The organism is Coleofasciculus sp. F4-SAH-05 (genome assembly GCF_040222985.1).
Taxonomy (GTDB): domain Bacteria; phylum Cyanobacteriota; class Cyanobacteriia; order Cyanobacteriales; family Coleofasciculaceae; genus Coleofasciculus; species Coleofasciculus chthonoplastes.
In genome coordinates this window covers 1-19701 of sequence record NZ_JAVKBY010000163.1, presented here as the reverse complement: position 1 = coordinate 19701, position 19701 = coordinate 1, and the positions used below count along the sequence as shown (strand labels likewise).

20 protein-coding genes are annotated in these 19701 nt (G+C 46.7%); 10 read left to right on the top strand and 10 right to left on the bottom strand.

Annotated elements, in window-relative coordinates; translation table 11 throughout:
- Positions 1 to 469: 469 nt before the first annotated feature.
- From RIG27_RS19940 to RIG27_RS19925, 4 genes are all read right to left on the bottom strand, one after another.
- Positions 470 to 1732, bottom strand: a complete 1263-nt coding sequence (locus RIG27_RS19940) for an SAV_2336 N-terminal domain-related protein (protein WP_446348016.1) — start codon at positions 1730 to 1732, stop codon at positions 470 to 472.
- 120 nt (positions 1733 to 1852) lie between these two features.
- Positions 1853 to 2155 (bottom strand): type II toxin-antitoxin system RelE/ParE family toxin, encoded by a 303-nt coding sequence (locus RIG27_RS19935; protein ID WP_446348014.1) that lies wholly within the window; start codon positions 2153 to 2155, stop codon positions 1853 to 1855.
- The gene (locus tag RIG27_RS19930) at positions 2152 to 2340 is read right to left on the bottom strand and encodes a hypothetical protein (protein ID WP_446343928.1); all 189 of its coding nucleotides are present in this window, start codon (positions 2338 to 2340) and stop codon (positions 2152 to 2154) included. Before RIG27_RS19930 ends, RIG27_RS19935 begins: the two co-directional genes overlap by 4 nt.
- A gap of 121 nt (positions 2341 to 2461) precedes the next feature.
- Complete coding sequence (locus RIG27_RS19925) at positions 2462 to 2593, bottom strand: hypothetical protein (RefSeq protein ID WP_446343926.1); 132 nt, start codon at positions 2591 to 2593, stop codon at positions 2462 to 2464.
- Between the two features lie 122 nt (positions 2594 to 2715).
- On the opposite strand from RIG27_RS19925, the gene RIG27_RS19920 reads away from it, so the two are divergent.
- Entirely contained in the window at positions 2716 to 3345 is a 630-nt protein-coding gene (locus tag RIG27_RS19920) for a restriction endonuclease subunit R (RefSeq protein ID WP_446348011.1), read from the top strand.
- A 114-nt stretch (positions 3346 to 3459) separates the two neighbouring features.
- On the opposite strand, the gene RIG27_RS19915 is transcribed toward RIG27_RS19920, so the two are convergent.
- A complete protein-coding gene (locus RIG27_RS19915; protein WP_446343923.1) occupies positions 3460 to 4467 on the bottom strand; it encodes an AAA family ATPase in 1008 nt (335 codons plus the stop codon).
- A gap of 11 nt (positions 4468 to 4478) precedes the next feature.
- Here RIG27_RS19915 and RIG27_RS19910 point away from each other — a divergent pair, with 11 nt between their 5' ends.
- Positions 4479 to 4607 (top strand): hypothetical protein, encoded by a 129-nt coding sequence (locus tag RIG27_RS19910; RefSeq protein ID WP_446348009.1) that lies wholly within the window; start codon positions 4479 to 4481, stop codon positions 4605 to 4607.
- A 253-nt stretch (positions 4608 to 4860) separates the two neighbouring features.
- Here RIG27_RS19910 and RIG27_RS19905 read toward each other — a convergent pair whose 3' ends face one another.
- A complete protein-coding gene (locus RIG27_RS19905) occupies positions 4861 to 6906 on the bottom strand; it encodes a VMAP-C domain-containing protein (RefSeq protein WP_446348007.1) in 2046 nt (681 codons plus the stop codon).
- Complete coding sequence (locus RIG27_RS19900) at positions 6896 to 7243, bottom strand: CU044_2847 family protein (protein ID WP_446348005.1); 348 nt, start codon at positions 7241 to 7243, stop codon at positions 6896 to 6898. Before RIG27_RS19900 ends, RIG27_RS19905 begins: the two co-directional genes overlap by 11 nt.
- 423 nt (positions 7244 to 7666) lie before the next feature.
- Here RIG27_RS19900 and trxB point away from each other — a divergent pair, with 423 nt between their 5' ends.
- The 5 genes from trxB (at position 7667) to RIG27_RS19875 (ending at position 11877) form a co-directional block, all read left to right on the top strand.
- Positions 7667 to 9058, top strand: a complete 1392-nt coding sequence (trxB, locus tag RIG27_RS19895) for a thioredoxin-disulfide reductase (RefSeq protein ID WP_446348003.1) — start codon at positions 7667 to 7669, stop codon at positions 9056 to 9058.
- Positions 9059 to 9223: 165 nt separating this feature from the next.
- Positions 9224 to 10165, top strand: a complete 942-nt coding sequence (locus RIG27_RS19890; RefSeq protein ID WP_446343956.1) for a COX15/CtaA family protein — start codon at positions 9224 to 9226, stop codon at positions 10163 to 10165.
- Between the two features lies 1 nt (position 10166).
- Positions 10167 to 10343 carry a hypothetical protein gene (locus RIG27_RS19885; RefSeq protein ID WP_446348001.1) on the top strand — a complete coding sequence of 59 codons (177 nt, stop codon included), beginning with the start codon at positions 10167 to 10169 and terminating at the stop codon, positions 10341 to 10343.
- Between the two features lie 70 nt (positions 10344 to 10413).
- On the top strand, positions 10414 to 11397 hold the full coding sequence (locus RIG27_RS19880; RefSeq protein ID WP_446347999.1) for a heme o synthase: 984 nt from the start codon (positions 10414 to 10416) through the stop codon (positions 11395 to 11397).
- 225 nt (positions 11398 to 11622) lie between these two features.
- Positions 11623 to 11877: a hypothetical protein gene (locus tag RIG27_RS19875; RefSeq protein WP_446347997.1), complete on the top strand. Its 255-nt coding sequence runs from the start codon at positions 11623 to 11625 to the stop codon at positions 11875 to 11877.
- A 172-nt stretch (positions 11878 to 12049) separates the two neighbouring features.
- On the opposite strand, the gene RIG27_RS19870 is transcribed toward RIG27_RS19875, so the two are convergent.
- On the bottom strand, positions 12050 to 13789 hold the full coding sequence (locus RIG27_RS19870; RefSeq protein ID WP_446347995.1) for a glycosyltransferase family 39 protein: 1740 nt from the start codon (positions 13787 to 13789) through the stop codon (positions 12050 to 12052).
- A gap of 150 nt (positions 13790 to 13939) precedes the next feature.
- Positions 13940 to 14104, bottom strand: a complete 165-nt coding sequence (locus RIG27_RS19865) for a hypothetical protein (RefSeq protein WP_446347993.1) — start codon at positions 14102 to 14104, stop codon at positions 13940 to 13942.
- A gap of 217 nt (positions 14105 to 14321) precedes the next feature.
- Between RIG27_RS19865 and RIG27_RS19860 the strand changes: the two genes are divergently transcribed.
- The 3 genes from RIG27_RS19860 to RIG27_RS19850 all read left to right on the top strand — a co-directional run bounded on the left by RIG27_RS19860 (position 14322) and on the right by RIG27_RS19850 (position 19026).
- Positions 14322 to 16460: a GAF domain-containing sensor histidine kinase gene (locus RIG27_RS19860; RefSeq protein WP_446347991.1), complete on the top strand. Its 2139-nt coding sequence runs from the start codon at positions 14322 to 14324 to the stop codon at positions 16458 to 16460.
- Positions 16461 to 16707: 247 nt separating this feature from the next.
- Positions 16708 to 17130: a hypothetical protein gene (locus RIG27_RS19855; RefSeq protein ID WP_446348022.1), complete on the top strand. Its 423-nt coding sequence runs from the start codon at positions 16708 to 16710 to the stop codon at positions 17128 to 17130.
- A gap of 87 nt (positions 17131 to 17217) precedes the next feature.
- Entirely contained in the window at positions 17218 to 19026 is a 1809-nt protein-coding gene (locus RIG27_RS19850) for a peptidoglycan D,D-transpeptidase FtsI family protein (RefSeq protein ID WP_446347989.1), read from the top strand.
- Between the two features lie 107 nt (positions 19027 to 19133).
- On the opposite strand, the gene RIG27_RS19845 is transcribed toward RIG27_RS19850, so the two are convergent.
- On the bottom strand, positions 19134 to 19478 hold the full coding sequence (locus RIG27_RS19845) for a hypothetical protein (RefSeq protein ID WP_446347987.1): 345 nt from the start codon (positions 19476 to 19478) through the stop codon (positions 19134 to 19136).
- Positions 19479 to 19701 lie beyond the last annotated feature (223 nt).

The window sequence follows — 19701 nt, the reverse complement described above, 5'->3', positions numbered from 1 at the left end:
CGGCAAGCTTCGCTAACGCGGGTTCCAAAACTCTTAATTTTTCTCGATTTCTGCGTTAACTTTAGATTTTATGTAGGGTGGGCAATATCTATAAACCTTAAATCTTTATATTATCATTTGTTGCTCTTGCCCACCACACGGTAACTTGGAATTGATTACAAATGTTGCCAGATCTCAGTTATGATTTACTTCTATGACAACAGTATTAAACTTAAAGCAACTGACGACGACATTGACGCGATCGCAGTTTTATCAACTGTGTATAGCAAACCCTGATGTACCATTAGAACGTTCGCCCCAGGGATAGTTAATTATCATCAAAATGTGGAAGTTGTGGCGATGCCTGTTGTATTGTCAGGGGAGGAAGTATTGCCAGGGTTTAGTTTAGAAATTCTGTAGGGGCGGGTTTAGGGATTCAATAAACGATATCACCGATAACTTTTCAACAAAACCCGCCCTTTCCCTAGTGTCAAGGGGGCAAAGGAGTCCACACCGCACCACAGACGACCCGACACCCGACGGTGTTGTTCCCGTAGTCTGGGGTATTCCTGAGGCGATACGCACAACGACAGTTCCTGGGAAAGGCGTACCACGAACCACCGCGCATCAGCCGATAATGATTCTCATTTTTATTGTTATCTAATAGCCAAGCTTGACCATCCGACGGCGCACCTTCATAACTATCATGCCAATGATCGAGTGTTACCACAGGTAATGGTAATGCTGTGGCTAAATTCACCTCCAGCCAGGGGGGTATCTCTTCAATTACCAATTGAGAATTGGGAACTCCTGGTGCAAACGCCCCCAGTTGCACGGAAATCCCTGCACCTAAACCACTGCGTCTCCAATAGGATTCGGGTAATAACTGAAGCACTGACACGGGATTCTGATTTGCCCACCGCCGCAACAGAGTCTGGATTTTGCCTGAACGCCAAATATCAGATACACAGTCGCTAACCAGGAGAATTAACCGCCGCCCTGAGGGATCAATCAATTCTTTGGGATTGCGAGGGCGTTGTTTGAGTGTGGCTGAACCCTGTCCCGGCAAGAGATACAATGACTCATCGGCATTAGCATTTAAGCGCCAGGTGCGGACATCGCGAAACGCACCTTGGCGTTCCAACAGCGTTTGCAATTCTGTAATCGTTTCTTGCCAAATTGGGAGAGAACTCGATTCCTCAATAACCAGCGCTAATTCTAACCAGCGTTCGGGTGCAGGTTCTAGCACCGGAATCCAGATATTTTTTTCGGCAATTTGTCGGGCTGTGGCTTCTTCATCCAGAATGGTTTCAGTACGAGATGGGACTTTCCGCATCAGGGGACGAATTGCCCGGGCGATGGCTAAAGGATTCCGCAGGGCGGGGGCGGCTGGCGTTTCAAAGGGAAGGAGTTGAGACGGTGGGGGAGAATCTAGCTGAGGGGATGGAGAAGAAGCAGATGGCGGAGAATGAGAATCAGACTGGGGGATAGAAGCAGGTGGAGGAGAGGGATAGAGTTCAGCGTAGGGTTCGCTAGTCGTAGTAGTTGGCGGATTTATATTTATCGGCGACGTTTCCGGGGAGGAGTCTTCAGTTATGGGGGGTTCAGATAAGGGCGTTTTCGGGATAGATGGAGACTCGGATATAGATTCAGTTTCCCCCATTTGCAGCGCCAACCAAAAGATATCGGCAATCTCTTCTGCCGTAAGTTCTAAGCCAACCTGATTGAGGAGTGCGATCGCCTGTTGAATCATAGAGAATAGAAATCAATGAGCCTCGTAGGGGCGCACTGACGTGCGCCCAATCCCAACCCCAACCTGCACCCAGAAAACTAGATTGAAACGTGCGATCGCCTGTTGAATCATACGGACATTTTACTCCGATGATGGGGAATAATCTTCAGTGATTTGTTGCGAACCATGGATCACAGCAAGTACATCGATTTGCTCGGGTTTAATGTAGTAAATAATCCGATAAGAACCCTCAATCACTTCACGAATTTGTTCCCTCTCAAACTCTGGCACCATTCGACCTGAAGCCGGAAACGCAGCAATCTGTTCCGAACGTCTCGTCAGACGATCAACCATTCGACGCCCATATTGAGGTGAATTTTGGGCGATGTAGGCATAAATCCCGGAAAGATGCTTGACGGCTGTATCTGTCCAAAAAACCTTCACGTTGGTAATCCGAATTGCTGACGCACTGTTTCCACAGAGGTTATTCTACCCGCCTGACTATCCGCAAGTCCCGCTTCTATCGCTACCCTGACATAAATTTCATACATTAAGTCATCCCATGTCGCATTCTCTGGCAATCTATCAATCAATCGTCGTGCCTCTTCTTTTATATTGATGGCTTCCATATTCTGCTCATAGAACGGCTTTCTGGGTCTATTGTAGGCTGAAAATTACCAGGCAAACAAATGCAATGATTTGGCGGCGATTCATTCCCTTCTAAAACCTGAGAATGAGGCTACGTCTGCCCTATTGCTCTCCTCTGTCACGCTTGGGAGACAGGCATAGGCGTGACGGCTGTAGCTTAACTTGACACCAATAACCGACGTGCGCCCACAGAAGCCGATTGAGTCGTGCGATCGCCTGTTGAATCATAGGCACATTGTACAGCAGATTTTCTCTAAACTTCTTTCTTTCCTTCTGCCTTATCCCACTTAAGCTACAATTCCTCTAAAGCCAATCAACAACCTAGTACAAAACTTTATCCCCTATTCTTTTATAGTATGGTTCAAACCATTCAAGCCAGAGATGTCACTCTAGAACAATTAGAAACCTACTTTCAGCTTCAGCGAGTTGACGATGAACAGTTTTTCCCGGAGTGGCAATCCGACTTACCCGAACTCACCGACTGGCAAAAACAACTTCTCGAACAAGTCCGCGCTGGCTATTTCAATTTACTCAAACAACCACCCCTGCTAGAAAAACCCATTAATTTGGCAGTTGTCTCCCCCTTATTATTTATCGGACAATTTTATTTAGCGCCTTTGAATTTAAGAGCCGAGAGCAGTGTCCAAATCTCCGCCCAAGATGAAGAACGAGGAATTCTCGTCAAAGGGAACCTCGACACCTTAGTTTTGAAAGACAAACTTTGGGTGATGGTAATTGAATCAAAACAAGCTCATTTCTCTGTCGAAGCTGGATTAGCCCAAATTCTTGCCTATATGCTAGGAAACCTTAATTCAGAGCAACCTAGCTTCGGTATGATTACGAATGGAGGAAGTTTTCTGTTTCTCAAATTAGTCAAAGCCGCTACCCCTCTGTATGCCATGTCTGATTTGTTTGGAATTGGCAATCGCAAAAATGGTTTAGGTGATGTCTTGAGAATCTTAAAAAAACTTATTCATCTATCATAAGCATTTCCAGATTTATCATTCTTGCCCACCCTACATACTCTTGCTACATACTCTTGCTCCCCTCTCCCACCCTTGGGAGAGGGGTTGGGGGTGAGGGCTATCTAAGGACAGGAATCAATCTTCTGTGCTACTCAAATACTTCAGCAGTTGCTCAACTAACTTGGCTTTTTCTTGACCTGATGGTATCCGTTCACGGGTAAGTAAATAAATCGCATTAAGTAACTGATCCGTAGCTAAATCTCCCTGTTCTCGCTTCTTTAAAAAATGAGCAATCAAACCCTTGGCTTTATCCGCCACTTTTTCACCCAGATGCGCTTTAACAATTCGGGTGAGTTCATCCTGATTGGGTTCCCTCATATTCAGCCGCAGACAGCGACGTAAAAACGGTGGCGGAAAATCTCGCTCTCCATTATTCGTTAAAATCACAAACGGAAAAGCTTGACATCGGACTCGTCCTTTGCTAATAACTGTCTTGAAATCGTTCGCCGTTATCTCCGTCTCATCGCCATAAGCGGTACGAACTTCCACTTGTTCTAATCTGCCAGCAATCCGAACCAACTCCGGAATCTCAAACTCTCCTTCCTCAAAAATATGCAGTAAGTCATTGGGTAAATCAATATCGCTTTTGTCAATTTCATCAATCAGTAATACCCTAGGTTTATCAGAGGGAAGCAAGGCGGTTCCCAAGGGACCTAACCGGATATACTGACCAATCTCCTCTAAGTTATCTTCACCCTTACCTTGGGCATCTTGCAAGCGACCAATGGCATCATAGCGGTAAAGTCCATCGTTGAGATTGGTGCGCGTGGTAATTGACCACCTTAACACTTCTCCTAATTGTAATTCATACGCGATCGCATAAGCCAGTGAGGTTTTTCCCGTTCCCGGTTTTCCAGTGACTAATAGAGGGCGTCGTAAATACAGTGCTGCATTAACGAGTTCAATTTCCTCTGGACGCGCCTGAAACGTAGCCCCCCGTTGCTGCTTTTTGGCGGCGGTAGCACCATCTGCTAGTCCATCAAATTGACGCCAGCTTGGAGGGGGCGGAAGGCGATTTATTTCGCTGTGGGGAGTTCCGGTTCCCTGAAAAATCTGCCAATTTTTTGATTGCTCATTATTCATTGTTTATTGTGATGACTAAAAGCATTATGCCATTAAATTTATCGATTACAATTGTAGGGGCGCACCGACGTGCGCCCGATGACCGACGTGCGATCTTTTCCCGACGTGCGCCCTACGCCCCGCCAAGGTTTTTAAGCTGAATGGTACTGATACCAAGTTGCGTTCTATCATGTCATTCTGAGCGAAGCGTGAAGCGAAGCTATAGCGAGGAACGAGATACGAGAATCTGGACAGATGCTTCGCGTCATTCCGTTTCACTGCATTCTGCTCAGCATGACAGATTCTACTTTAGACTACAACTTGGTATGAATTAAGGTTGGTGGGCAATGCCCACCCTACGATATATCAAGAATGTCGGTGATCCCAAAATGCAAATTCTTAGTGCCATTGTTTTTAAGGTGTAGAATAGTGAATCGTAGGTGGGACGCGATCGGGATCTTCCCACATCAGGGAAAGATGAGAGCCAATATGCAGTCCGCGCAGGTGGGGATGAGACGCAAAAGCCGCTTCCCGTTTTACTTTTATCGTAGTTGGAAGTTCAGAAATACAACACGTTAATAATTGATTTAATTCTTGGGAACAATTTAAATGCGCTAAATTACACCGTACCCATATCGCTAAAGGTATCGCTGTCCCTAAAATCACATTAAAAACGCTTTCTTTTCCCATCGGTTGGGGAACCTTGGCTAGAGTACAGCCAAGAATATCCTCTTTTCTTAACTCAACATAGAGTTGATTCCAAGCACAATCCCCTGAAGCAACAAGTTTAGAGGAAGGGTAATGGTTAAGTCGCTTGAGTCGCTGCCATTTTTTCTGCCAATCTTTCTTTTTGAGACAATAATTTGGTGAAAGTCGCTCCTCAGAACGCACGACAACGCTACATTCCACGCCAAGGGGAATTAACAAATTCTCACTGATCTCAATTTCCCACCGATCAACATCATGATTAAGTAACTGACGAGGTAAGAAAAATTCCAGGGTTAAGTCACTCATCGCACATTTTTGGCTACTTTGAATCAGAATTTCTTTGAGTAACTGGGGAATCTGAGTTAAGGAAACGGGTTCGGCTTCAGTATTGGCTAGAGAAATGGGTTCGTAGTCATAGTTGCTTTCCTGCTGAATCGATGGGTTAGGAATGGCTAACCAGGCTTTGATAAAATAACAATTCTTTTTTTGCTGGCTGGGCTGAATCCATACCATGAGATAGAATTGTTCTGGCTTGGTTTCCGGTTGTATTTGCGTCAGTAATTGGGCAATATCATCAACGTTTTGCTTCAGCCAATCGTGTAACTGTTGACGCAAGGACTGAGGAATTTGATCATCGGCAATTAAATGTGCCACAAACTGATCCATTCGCTTGTACCCACTATCCCCAGAAGGCATATCTTCTAAATCTGCCAACAGTTGTTCGATTGTGGGGGGAATGGCGGGACGAAAATCACTCCAACTGGAAGGGCGAGATGCTAGGTAAGCTGCCTTGATCCGTTGGGTTTTTGGCGGATCAACAGAGGCTAAAATAGCCATAAGGCGCTGGGTTTGAGTCGCCGTCTCTCCCTGTTTTAATCGGTTGAGTTCCTGTTCAATGTGATCAATCTGGTTTGCGATCGCATGAAGCTGTCTTTCCAGGTTATTCTGTTCTTGTGGATTACTTTCACGCCGTTTATTCTGGGCAATCTGTTTGTAATCTGCCTCTAGCTTATTGAGATCAGCCTCAAGCTTTTCAATTTTCAGTTTTGTAGCTCTCGACAGTTTTTTGCTAGACTTGTGTGGCGTTGATTGGGGGACAAAATCCCCTGATTGACCGAGCATCGACCAAGCTTGACTCAACACCTTTGTCGGAATCATAAATGCCGCTTTCACCCCCTCCCGTTGTCGTTCCGCCGCCACCGCCATCCCGACAACTCCCGACAAGGTTTCATCCCATACTGGCGCACCACTAAACCCCGGTTCTACCCGATAACCGGGGACATTAACCGCTTCCATCTGTATCCACCCATTCCCTAATTCCCCTCGCAATACCCCCGTCGCCCAAACGCCATGATTATGTCCACTGGGAAAGCCAAACACGCGCACTGGATGTTGCCAAACGTCGTCGGCTGTCACTAATCGCACGGGTTGCACTCCCGGCGGACATTCACCTTCTAACTTTAATCCGGCAATATCTTCTCCAGCTACTGAAGGATTCACGGGTTGCCAAAACTCTACCCTTGCCTGAATTTTCTTTCCCGGTGCAATTAAAGGAAAATCTAGATCAATCAAACCCGTTGGCACATCGGGGGTACTTGGGGGAATTGTCAGCGCTTGAGCCACCAAATGAGCGCAAGTTAGCACATAATTAGGAGAAACGAGAAACCCCGCTCCAACTACGACTCCATTCGCGTGGGATATACGAATAATCCCAGTTTTAAAGGCATTCAGGTAAGCTGAGTTATCTGCCATCGCGTTTCCTTGACTGAGACTGATTCCACTTCAATGTGATTTCGTAGCTGACTTCGCCACCCACAGAGGTAAAGACAGCGCCTGCATCAGCGGTTAACTTTAGCCCAAACTTGACTTCCACTTCATCAGCAGGTGTGTTGAGATCGTTGAGTTTAGAAATGATCTTAGAGGCGACAGGCTTAATTGTATCCAGTGCCTGATCAAAGGAACGTTGGGCTTTGAGGGCTAATCGCCCCGAGGGTAATGCGACTCGTTCAACCGCCGTCGTTTCGGGTTCATCTACCTCGACTAAGAAGGTGGTGTTGTCGTCTAGGGAAAATTCAACGAGTTGTTTCAATTTTGACCTGGGAAATGGTGTTTTATCTGATTTTATCAGGATTGAACGGAGGAAACAGGTTGTAGGGAACCCAGGCTTGCGCTCGAAAAACTAAGGTGGTGCATTACGCTTCGCTCTCCTCACCCTACTCGAATAGTAAACATGTCACTTTGCCAAGATAATGGTAATAGGAATTGTTCGCGATCGCTCCTGGCATAGTAGCAAATGTTCAGAGCGCCTATTTCTTTGAATTCAGCGTGAAAACAGGCTATTTGAAGTTGTCATTTCTGCCTTGACAGCCCGCTAGGAAAAACTATCAATGTTAGTCTCTAAACCCGCCTATACAAAAAATTAGGTTCCCTTGAGCGAAGGGAAGGGTCAAAACTTCTCTGCCCACATTCCGCTATACTAAACTTTAAACGTAGTCGTTATGAGTTTATTTATATGTCCAACTCTACTGTAGAAAACTTGGTGATTATCGGTTCGGGTCCTGCAGGTTACACCGCTGCCATTTATGCCGCCCGTGCTAACCTTAAACCCTTGATGTTTGAAGGCTTCCAAGCCGGGGGACTTCCTGGCGGTCAGCTAATGACCACCACTGACGTAGAGAACTTTCCCGGTTTCCCCGAAGGGATCACCGGGCCGCAACTGATGGAGCGGATGAAAGCCCAAGCCGAACGCTGGGGAACGGAGTGTTATACCGAGGATGTCACGTCTGTGGATTTGAGTCGGCGTCCTTTTATTATCCGTTCTGATGAACGAGAAGTCCAAGCCCACAGTATTGTAATTGCCACCGGCGCCACCGCCAAACGTTTAGGACTCCCCAGTGAAACCCAATTCTGGAGTCATGGGATCTCCGCCTGTGCGATTTGCGATGGTGCGACTCCCATTTTTCATGGTCAATCCCTAGCCGTGGTGGGTGGGGGTGACTCGGCGGCTGAAGAAGCGGTGTACTTAACTAAATATGGGGATCATGTGCATTTATTAGTGCGCCGCGACCAACTGCGGGCATCGAAAACCATGCAAGATAGAGTATTAAATAACTCCAATATTACCGTTTACTGGAATACGCAGGCGGTGGATGTGTTTGGCGAAAATGGTCGGATGAGTGGAGTCAAACTCCGCAACAACCAAACAGGTGAGGAGAACGAGTTACAGGTTAAAGGATTATTTTACGCGATCGGTCATAGTCCCAACACCTCCCTGTTCCAAGGACAACTCGACCTAGATGACGTGGGCTATGTTATTACCAAACCGGGTTCAGTTGAAACCAGTGTAGAAGGGGTTTATGCGGCGGGTGATGTGCAAGACCATGAATTTCGCCAAGCGGTTACGGCGGCGGGAACGGGCTGTATGGCTGCCATGTTAGCGGAACGCTGGTTGTCTGCCAATAACCTGATTCAGGAATATCACCAGAAACCCGAATCTGAACCACCTACCCAGACGGCTGACGAGAAACCGACAGCAGACACAGAAGCAACCTTTGATAGTAACAAGACACGGCATGTTGGCGGTTATGCTCTACGCAAACTCTTCCACGAGAGCGATCGCCTGATTATGGTTAAGTATGTTTCACCCAACTGTGGTCCGTGCCATACCCTGAAGCCAATTCTAAATAAAGTGGTGGATGCATATTTGGGCAAAATCCACTTTGTCGAGGTCGATATTGAAGCGGAACCCGAAATCGCTGAAAATGCCATGGTTACTGGAACACCCACGGTACAATTTTTCAAAGACAAAGAAATCGTGGATCAACTTAAGGGTTTAAAACAAAAAAGCGAATACCGTCAGATGATTGAGAAGTACCTACCTGCCGAAGTTTCAGCAGCTAGATAAGTTGCAGGTACGGGAGTTGTAAATACACGCCTAGCGACTTGCGATGAAAACCTACGGTGAGAAATCAACAGTCGCGTTATCGTGTGAGTAAATGAACTAACCCTGAGTTTGACGAACTCATAAGTTGGTACTCAGGTTTGATAGAGTGAATTAGCAATGAGTGCTATGACTGAATCCGTCCTTCATCAACATACGATTGAGTCCCCCGATCGCAACCAAGCCAGGGATCGTACCCGCCGCCTTGTTTGGAAAATCGCGATCGCTACGTTGCTGTTGATGGCAGTAGGGAGTGCGACGCGGGTGATGAATGCTGGACTCGCTTGTCCGGATTGGCCCCTGTGCTATGGACAGTGGGTGCCAAGTCAGCAGATGAATTTTCAAGTCTTTTTGGAATGGTTCCATCGCCTCGATGCGGCATTAATTGGCGTCAGTACAATCGCCCTAATGGGTTTGTCGTGGTGGGATCGCCGTTTTTTACCCAAGTGGCTGCCTTGGGCGGCAACATTTGCCTTGGGTTTAATTGTGTTTCAAGGCGTCTTGGGTGGCTTAACCGTTACCGAACTGTTACGGTTTGATATTGTGACGGCTCACTTGGGTACAGCTTTGTTGTTTTTCTCCACCTTACTGATTATTGGTACTGCCCTGATGCCTTACAAGGGTACGGGATCAGTTGGACGCTTACCCTGGCTGGGTTTGATGGCAGCTATTCTGGTTTACTTACAAAGCTTGTTGGGAGGGTTGGTGGCGTCCCGTTGGGCGTTACATCAATGCTTGGGCGCGTCTCAACTTTGCACCGTGATGAATAGTCATATTGCGGGTGTAGTCCCAGCTACGTTAGTCACTTTAACCCTGGTTATTTTGGCATGGCGCACACCTGCCCTCCATCCCCTGTTGCGACAGTTGGCAAATCTGGCAGGTGGATTAGTAATTTTACAGATTATTCTGGGAGTGGCAACGTTCTGGTTACACCTACAGGTGGAACCCCTAACCGTGTCTCATCAAGCTGTAGGTGCTGCATTACTGGGAGATTTGATTGTCTTTACCGTTTTGGCATTACGCGATCGCACCACTGGGTTAGCGGTAGAAAAAGTAGGTGGGGACAATTAAAGTGAAGATTGTCATTTGTCATTTGTCATTTGTCATTCGTCATTTGTCATTTGTCATTCGTCATTTGTCATTCGTCATTTGTCATTCGTCCTTTGTAAATTCTCCCCCATCTTCCCCATCTTCCCCATCTCCCCCATCTCCCTCATCTTCCCCATCTCCCCCACTCACCCGCCCCTAAAGCATAAAAGCGGCGATTGTGTCAAAGTGTTAATGATTGTACATAGTGTTTCAAAAGGAACTGGTGTTTAATGATTGGGACAACTATATCCAGTCAACATGAAAACTTCCGGCAAGTGATGCAGAGCTACTACCAACTCACAAAACCTCGCATTATTCCTCTGCTGTTGATTACGACAGCCGCCGGGATGTGGATGGCATCTGAGGGGCAAGTTGATCCTTTGTTACTACTCATTACCCTGGTTGGAGGAACCTTAGCCGCTGCTTCGGCTCAAGTCCTCAACTGCATTTATGATCGCGATATAGATTATGAGATGCTACGCACCCGTAGCCGTCCAATTCCCTCAGGGCGGATACAGACTCGTGATGCCTTGTTATTCGCGATCGCTCTCGGATCAGCATCGTTTACCCTATTAGCCGTCTTTGCCAATCTTCTAGCTGCATTATTGGCAATGTCGGGCATTATCTTCTACATGGGGATTTACACCCACTTACTCAAACGCCATACACCCCAAAACATCGTGATTGGCGGTGCAGCCGGGGCAATTCCAGCACTGGTGGGTTGGGCGGCGGTGACGGGAGAGTTGAGTTTACCCGCCTGGTTACTGTTTGCCGTCGTCTTTTTGTGGACTCCTCCCCATTTCTGGGCGCTGGCTTTGATGATTCGCGAGGATTATGCCAAAGTGGGGATTCCCATGTTGCCAGTGGTAGCAGGTGAAGAGTCTACAACCCGTCAAATCTGGGCTTACACGTTGTTAGTTGTTCCCGCGTCGCTGTTATTCATTTATCCGTTAGGAGTATCGGGTGTGGTGTATGGTGCGATCGCGCTGGTGTTGGGTAGTGTTTTTCTGCAAAAAGCATGGCAGTTATTACAAAGTCCCACCAATAACCAACTGGCGCGAGGGTTGTTTAAGTATTCGATTCTGTACATGATGCTCTTATGTACTGGCATCGTGGTGGATAGTTTACCGATTACCCAGCAACTCTCGACGGCTTTAGCTGACAATTTGCAAACCTTGGTGAGTGCGATCCCGTTTTTGCCGTTTCCGGTTTAAGGAAATTATCGAACTGTGGTAGAGACGTTCCGCTGGAACGTCTCTACTAAATGATTAGTGCTAACTGGTGTCCGAGGTGATAAAATCACGACTGACGCAACCACTCTATATATATTAGTTAAGGTGCGTTACGCTACGCTCTCTCCACCCTACATATTGAGCCTTTGCCTAAGTCCTAAAAATGTTAGAATTTCAGCAAGCTCCTGATGCAAGAGGCTAGGCAGCATGACGAAGATTGAAGTTGAACTTGACCAACAAACCCTTGAAAGTGCCAAGCTTTTGGCAGAGTCTCGGCAAAGTACAGTATCGGAACTGATTGCAGACGTTATCAAACTACTGATCCGGCAAAAAAGAACAAAAGATCCTTGGTTAGGACTAGTTGCTGATGAACCGGAACTTGTTGGTGAGATACTTGAAGAAGCCCTAAAAAATCGGAGAGTACAGTTATTCAACGAAAAAATTGGAAAAGGCACTGCTTGACACAGACATTTTGTCTGAAATTTTTAGGAGAATTAATCAAAGGGTTATAGCTAAAGCTACTGCTTATCGTGCTGTTTTCGGTTGCTACACAATTTCGGTTATTACCGTTAGGTTATCCTTTGAGATTAGATAATTGGCGAATTTAAATCGAAAGGTTTAGTCTAATTTTTATTTATTTTTCTGGCAGACAACGATACAGTTTATATTTATATTCCCCTGCCCACGATCCATAAGACCGATCGCGAAAACAATGCTGCGCCTCTAAATCAACCGTAGTCCGAAAATCCACTAACCATAAATCGAAGGGGCGTGGTAGTTCAGTTAACGTGTTCTGCAAGCGTGCGATCGCGTCTGTATAGGTTCTGGTTTGGGGATCGCGATCCGCTAGGAAAAATTGGGCAGATGCAGTTCTATCCGTTTCAGAACCCTTCCTATCCGATAACCGTTTAAATTCCCAAGCTAACCCCATCAGTCGTCCGGTTTGTCCATGATGCTTGTGAGTGGTGGCGATGAATACGGCAGATTGAGACGCCTCTTGGATTACAGGGGCAAGTAAATCGGGACGGTGATTTTGTAAGTACCCTAAATTCCCAATTGCGGTGAATCCTCCCATTAATCCCATCAGCCAAATCATTGCCACAATTGCTTTGCCATGCTTTAGCCTAGAAGCTGAATCAAATGTCACCTGCTGCCAAACTCCAGCCAGCATCCCCGCTAATAACAGGATCACAGCCGGAAAGTAAACAAACTGAAACCGCGCCCCTAGAGTTAAGTCCATACCTAAACCGTAGGTGATGCCCAAGATTAACGCGATCGCACTCCCTAAATATACCCACAAAATCTGCAAGGCTAAACGGCGATCAGGAAAGTGCTGTTGGAGTTTCCAGCCATTACCGAGTCTCGGTATCAGGCTAACTACAAATAACACCGTTACGATACCGGAGATTACCACGATCCAAATCGGCAGAATAGTTGTAGCGGTGGGAAGCAACAGGATCATACTCAGCCCCCAAATAAACAGCCGCCCGATGGGTGCTAACCATTCACGAGTCAGATCCCCATCAGCGATCCAGGCTGTGGGTTCGCTACCGTAAATACTGTATAAAGTCGGTAGCCAGACTATACATCCGATCAGCGTTCCTCCAGCAACGGCATAAATACGCCGCCAATGCGATCGCACCAAACTCTGAGGATCTTTCCTTCCCTGTTGCCAAGCCTGCGTCAACAGCACCACCCCTTCCGCACAGAGGGTTAAGCTGAAAAAATAATGTGTGGCGATTCCCAAACTATTGACACCCACCCATACTAATCCGATCCCCCTAGATAAGGGTTGATCGCGGTGGATGGCTTGAATCGCCACGACTAAACAGGATAGAGACGCAACCACCAATAAAATTGCCAGGGTGTAATGACGTGCATCTTGGGCGAGGAAAATCCCATAAGGTGAAACCGCCATCATCGCAGCGGCGATTTGACCGACTAACCGGGAATCAAACGCCAAATACCCCAAACCGAATAGGCTAGGAATCGCCGCAATTCCTAATAATGCCGAGAGCGATCGCGCCCCCCATAAGGATACCAATCCGTCATCGGTGGGAAAGACCTTTATCCACAAATGGGTTAAGACAAAATAAATCGGTGGATGTGTACTTTCTTGCCTTAAATGGTTGACAACTGAACCAATATCTGAATCAGATACAGGATGCAAGGGATAGAGCAAGAGATCCGCACCCATCCACTGATTCAGTGGCACAGTTTGAAAACTGTTGCCTAAACTAAAGACCATCGTGGCGAACTCATCAGTCCATGGGGGTAGAGACACCAAACGACTCAAGCGCAGAATTGCACCAAGGGATATCCATAACACGAGTAGCCCAAAGTGCAACCAATGTCGTTGTTGTTTAGGGTTCATTGTTCATGGCAATTAATACACCAAGGCTTGAAGCCAAGCAAAAAGCGATACCTGACGATGAAGTCCAGATATCGCGTTTTAGCTTAGGAAATAGTTTCAAGCTTCCGGGATAAGGCAATCAATAGGCGATCGCATTTCTTTGTGGCTTTTCTACTCAGGAGACTCAGTGGGAGACTCAGTGGGAGACTCAGCCGGAGACTCTATGCCGTCTCCACCGTCTGCTGGAGGTTCATCTATGCCTGCGTCATTTTGGCAAGCGCCCAAACTAGCTCCCAAAGCCAATACCAGCAGCAAACTCAGTAATTTCTTAGTCATACACTCCCCTTTGTGTTAAAGACTGCGTCAAATCAGACTTTACGCTAGCTTACTATAACTTTATACTTTTAACACGACTACTTGTTTTTTCCCTTAATCCAGCTAGACTCTCCCAACGGGTACATAATTGTTAATATAGGGTTTTTTTGGCGGTTTAGCCTATAAAATCAGGACAAGCCGTCAAGGTGGGTGCGGAGGATTGTTTAAGGAATGCATTGTGTTTTCTAATTTTTATCACGCTTTTCAATCGATCCAAGCTTGGATCAAGTATCCCCCAAGGCAAGCAGCACTAACCCAAAAAATCGTTGATCGCATCCGTAATTCCCTGGAATTGCAAGTTGTTGTGCAAACAGCCGTAGACGAAATTGCGGCGTTGCTTCGACTTGATTGTTGTAGTTTTTTCTGGTATTGGGAAGAACGGGGGCAAGTTGAGATTGTCTGCGAACGCCGTCAGGATGAGGATCAGCCCTCGTATTTGGGAGAGTATCCCCTAGAATGTTTTGGTACTATGGCTTGGGCGATCGCCGAAGGGAAACGGATCGTTAATCGTGGCACAGCGCACTTGACACCCACAGGACTACGGTGGAGAATGCAACAGCTTTTACAGAAATCCTCTGCCAATCCCCCATCACTCATTCCCAATTCCTCCCTCTGGGAATATAAAGCAAGCTTGTTGATTCCCGTCACAGGTAAAGAAAACGGAATTGGGTTTATTGCTTGTCTTTGTGAGCAACCTCGGTTTTGGGCAACTCCAGAAATTCAATTTTTAGAGTCGATCGCGGAATCCTTAGAAATTGGTATCCGTCAAGCTCAACTCTATGAACAAACCCAGAAACAAGCCATTCGTGAGCAAATCGTTAATCATATTACCAGCCAAACTCGCCAGAGTTTTGATCCCCAGACCATATTAACGGAAGCGATTAGCCATCTGTGTTCAGCGTTGGAAGTGGATCGATGTTTGGTGCATTTAGTCGAGGATTACCAAACTTCAGATCTGCCAGCCGCCAACCCAGAAACCGCGATCGCAATCAGTAACGGTGAGTCATTACACCAAGATCATCTCTATGAGGTGTATCGCCAACCCTTTGCCCCTTGCAAGGATACATTCAATCCCCACGGTCCAATTACGCAGTGGATTATTCAGCACCGACGGGCGGTAGTGATTCCTGATGTGACCCAAGATGAGCGAATTGATGCCCACAACGAAGAATACCAACATGCCCAAATCAAATCCTCATTAGTGGTTCCGGTGCAAGCCCATGGCAAACTCTATGCCATTTTGTACATCAATCAATGTGCTTACATTCGCTATTGGTCAAAACACGATCAAGAACTGGCACAAGCCGTCGCCGATCAGCTAGCGATTTCTCTGCAACAGGCGTATTTATATACCCGCACCCAGCAACAAGCGGCACATAATGCCATGCAAGCCCAAAAACTGGCAGAAATGATTGAAGAACTGCGGCTGACCCAAGTCCAACTGATTCAAAGTGAAAAAATGTCCAGTTTAGGCAGAATGGTGGCTGGGGTGGCTCATGAAATCAATAATCCCATTAGTTTCATCTATGGCAATATTCCTTACTTAGAAAATTATGTCAATGACTTGCTGCGTTTAGTGCAAGCCTACCAACGTGAATATGCGAACCCCTCACCGACACTGGCAAACATCTTGGAGGAAGTGGAAATTGACTTTTTAAGCAAGGATTTACCGAAAATTTTGCAATCCATGCAATCAGGCACCCAGCGAATTCAGGAAATCGTACAGTTATTGCAGAGATTTTCGCGGCACAACGAAGCCTCCTTGAAACTGATTGATATCAACGCGGCATTGGAAAATACGTTGTTAATCCTGCACAACCAATTCATCAATACGATTACCATAGAACGGCATTATGATAACCTCCCTCATATCGAATGTTACCCTAAGCCGATCAATCAGGTATTTCTCAATCTGCTGACGAATGCCATTGAAGCACTCAATCGTTCGCCCAATTCTGATAAGATGATTACCCTGCGAACGCAATGGAAACCGAGCATCCATTCCTCGGATGAGGATCGGGTACAAATTAGTATCGCTGACAATGGTGTAGGCATTAATCCAGACGTTATCTCAAGTATCTTTGAGCCATTTTTCACAACCAAAGCCGTTGGAGAAGGTCGAGGTTTGGGTTTAACCGTGAGCTATCAAACCATTGTTAATCAACATCAGGGGCAACTAGACGTGCGATCGCAACCGGGTCAAGGGACTGAGTTTATTTTGCAAATCCCAGTGCGCCATCATCATGCCCTAAAATCAAGTCCCTCGTCCTCTCAATCCCCCACCTTTTCGTGGGGGGCTACCCCTTCAACGAAGTAAGGGGTAGGGGATAGCGGAATGACAGGGGAGATGGCGAAGATGGAGGAGTTAACTCACGCGCCATGCCCTCGAAGGTTGTGAAAAGTCAAAACCAGGTTCCCTAGAACAAGCGCGTTGGGTCAAAACTCAAAATTTAAATATCTGCAAAACGCTTATGAATGCTGTCTCTCGTTCTGTTCCAATTCAACGTCATCCTTCTCGCCAAGTTCCGGTTCACTCGAGGATGCGGTCATCTCGATCAAGCCCTGTGTCCCCCTTGGCGTCTAGAACCAGTCGCCAAAAGGTAGAAAGGCTTGACACCTCACGAGAACGGACTCCTGGTTGGTTGCGATCGCTGATGATCCTGCAACGCGGTTCGGATGTGATCACGCTGATCCTGGGTATTGTGACACTAACCATTTATTCCTGGACTGTATATACCCAGCAGCAGTGGACGCAAGAATACCGAAAATTGGGAACGCTCCAGCGGAATGAGCGTGATCTGACAACAACGAATGAAATCATCAAAGATCAACTCGCTCAACAAGCGGAACGCCCTGCCACAGGTTTGGTAACACCTACTACTGCCAATACCCTTTTGCTCTCTCCGGCACCTCAGCGGCCATTCCAGGAATCTCCGAATCAGACATCTGACCAAGAAACCCTGGCAAAGACTCCTTTGGGATATTGAGGAAGCAGAGGGGCAGAGGGGCGGAGGGAAACAATATATTGCGCCTAGCGAATCTCTAAACTTCTGTTGGGCAAGATGAGTGATCGAATGCAAAATTCAAAACTCAAAACCAGGTTCCCTATGAGCGAAGCGAAGGGTCAAAACTCAAGACGCGCCATGGCGCGTCTCTACACTCAACATTCAACATATTTTCAGCGCCCTGGGTTTAGATTGCTGCTAATTTGGGTAATCCTGATGACAGGGAGTTTTGGGCTTTTATTCAATTTATATCGGCTGCAAGTCGTCAATTCACCTAGCTTGGAAGAAAAAGCAAGGCAACAGCAGATGATTTATATGCGCCCGTTTATTCCGCGTCGTCCAATAGTTGACCGTAATGGTAATGTTTTGGCGGTGGATCGGCGCGTCTATACCCTTTATGTTCATCCTAAACTGTTTAAGTTATCCAAAGCCACTATTGCGACTCAGCTAGCGCCAATTCTGGACAAGTCGTCTACTGACTTGGAAACGCTATTTAATAAAAGAAATACGGGGATTCAAGTTAGCGGATCATTAACGGAAGATACAGCGAACAAAATTGCTCAATTAAGTTTGGATGGACTTGAACTGATTCCCAAATATTCTCGCCTTTATCCTCAGCAAGAGTTAGCCGCCGATGTGGTTGGGTACGTCAATGTTGATCATCAGGGTCAGGCAGGAATTGAGTATTCTCAGGAAAAATTATTAGAACGAGAAATTCGCACGCTGCGAATGAGTCGGGCAGGTAATGGTACATTGATGCCAGATCATATTCCAGAAGGGTTTCTCCACTCAGATGATCTGCGGTTACAACTGACTCTAGATAGTCGGTTACAACGTGCGGCACGTTCTGCCCTCAAGCAAAAAATTAAGGAATTTAATGCCAAACGAGGTACTGTAATTGTTATGGATGCTTTGGATGGTTCTTTGTTGGTATTAGTTTCAGAACCAACCTATAACCCGAATCAATATTCGACCTCTGACATTAGTTTGTTTAAAAATTGGGCATTGGCAGATTTGTATGAACCGGGTTCCACATTTAAGCCTTTAAATGTAGCGATCGCGCTGGAATCTGGGGCGGTTCGTCCTGATAGTTTATTTAATGATACGGGTTCGATTCAGATCGGTCGGTGGCCCATTGCCAACTATGACAAAAAAGCCCATGGCATGATTAATCCAGCACAAATCCTGCGACATTCCAGTAACGTGGGCATGGTGCGGATGATGCAACAAATGAAACCGGAGGTTTATTATGGTTGGCTAGAACGATTGGGATTGGGGCAGAAACTGGAAACAGATTTGCCCTTTGAAAGTGCCGGACAGCTCAAAAATCAGCGGAAGTTTACCAGTTCCCCCATCGAACCTGCAACAACAGCGTTTGGTCAAGGCTTTTCCCTAACGCCGCTTCAGCTTACTCAACTCCATGCTACGTTAGCTAATGGGGGTAAGTTGGTTATGCCTTATATGGTACAAGGACTTTTTGATAGTCAAGGTCAGCTATATTGGCAACCACGCCTGAGTGTACCCCGCCCCATCTTCTCACCAGAAACCAGTCAGAATGTTCTGGAAATGATGGAAACTGTGGTTAGCCAAGGAACGGGAAAAACGGCTCAAATTTCAGGGTATCGAGTGGCGGGGAAGACGGGAACGGCTCAGAAAGCTAGTCCCACGGGGGGGTATTTTACCAATGCAAAAATTACCAGCTTTGTGGGAATTCTCAGTGTGGATTCTCCCCGTTATGTGGTGATGGCGGTGGTGGATGAACCGAAGGGAAATGCCTTTGGCTCTACGGTAGCTGCACCGATTGTCAAGTCAGTTATGGAAGCTTTAATCGCGATCGAGCAAATTCCGCCAAGTCAGCCAACAGTGGCGACAGAATAACGTCAGAACCTGTTTCTTGAGAGTTCCTACGGATTGGACTCAGGAGTCATAAGGGGAGCAGGAAGCGTCGGAAACTTGGTGCTCCCTTTGTGACACATTTGGATTTGTTAGCGGTTGGATAAGTAGACATATCGCTGCTGGTGGATAATTTCAAGTCGGGATAATGCCTCTGGTGTATAGCGTTGGGCTTCAATGCAGATTGATTGCCATAGGCGATCGAGGGCGTCAAGGTGGGGAGAGTAGCGTATAAGCGTGCGACAAGCGGCAATCCACTGTTCAATTTGGCGGTAGCTGACGAAGTAACCACCGATTCCTTTGATATGTACCCAGAGGACGTTATGCCATTTTTCCCAGTTGAGGATACGCTCTTGGGGGATTCTCAGGAGTTTGGCGATTTGGCCAAGGGTGATGACGAAGGTTTTGGGGTTGATGCGATGGCGTATGGGTTGCATGGTAGATTATTGCTCGTGAATGGCTTGGCGGTTGAAACCACAGCTATACAAACCAAACCTGACGGGAGCAGGTTCAAACTTCATTGACACTCCCACGGCTTAAAGCGCGTGGGATTCTACATTCATCGTCAGAACTTGCTCTACCAGGCTTGCGCCAAGTAGCGTAGAGGCTCCAACTCCTGTAGCGTTACTTCGGGATTGCCCATCCCTAGATTTTGCCTTG

Excerpts from the sequence above, each read along its gene's own strand:
- RIG27_RS19905 (WP_446348007.1), bottom strand. The coding sequence starts at position 6,906 with ATGGCAGATAACTCAGCTTACCTGAATGCCTTTAAAACTGGGATTATT.
- RIG27_RS19920 (WP_446348011.1), top strand. The coding sequence starts at position 2,716 with ATGGTTCAAACCATTCAAGCCAGAGATGTCACTCTAGAACAATTAGAA.
- RIG27_RS19940 (WP_446348016.1), bottom strand. The coding sequence starts at position 1,732 with ATGATTCAACAGGCGATCGCACTCCTCAATCAGGTTGGCTTAGAACTT.
- RIG27_RS19930 (WP_446343928.1), bottom strand. The coding sequence starts at position 2,340 with ATGGAAGCCATCAATATAAAAGAAGAGGCACGACGATTGATTGATAGA.
- RIG27_RS19845 (WP_446347987.1), bottom strand. The coding sequence starts at position 19,478 with ATGCAACCCATACGCCATCGCATCAACCCCAAAACCTTCGTCATCACC.
- trxB (WP_446348003.1), top strand. The coding sequence starts at position 7,667 with ATGTCCAACTCTACTGTAGAAAACTTGGTGATTATCGGTTCGGGTCCT.
- RIG27_RS19890 (WP_446343956.1), top strand. The coding sequence starts at position 9,224 with ATGACTGAATCCGTCCTTCATCAACATACGATTGAGTCCCCCGATCGC.
- RIG27_RS19865 (WP_446347993.1), bottom strand. The coding sequence starts at position 14,104 with ATGACTAAGAAATTACTGAGTTTGCTGCTGGTATTGGCTTTGGGAGCT.
- RIG27_RS19910 (WP_446348009.1), top strand. The coding sequence starts at position 4,479 with ATGACTAAAAGCATTATGCCATTAAATTTATCGATTACAATTGTAGGG.
- RIG27_RS19880 (WP_446347999.1), top strand. The coding sequence starts at position 10,414 with ATGATTGGGACAACTATATCCAGTCAACATGAAAACTTCCGGCAAGTG.
- RIG27_RS19870 (WP_446347995.1), bottom strand. The coding sequence starts at position 13,789 with ATGAACCCTAAACAACAACGACATTGGTTGCACTTTGGGCTACTCGTG.
- RIG27_RS19850 (WP_446347989.1), top strand. The coding sequence starts at position 17,218 with ATGCAAAATTCAAAACTCAAAACCAGGTTCCCTATGAGCGAAGCGAAG.
- RIG27_RS19875 (WP_446347997.1), top strand. The coding sequence starts at position 11,623 with ATGACGAAGATTGAAGTTGAACTTGACCAACAAACCCTTGAAAGTGCC.
- RIG27_RS19915 (WP_446343923.1), bottom strand. The coding sequence starts at position 4,467 with ATGAATAATGAGCAATCAAAAAATTGGCAGATTTTTCAGGGAACCGGA.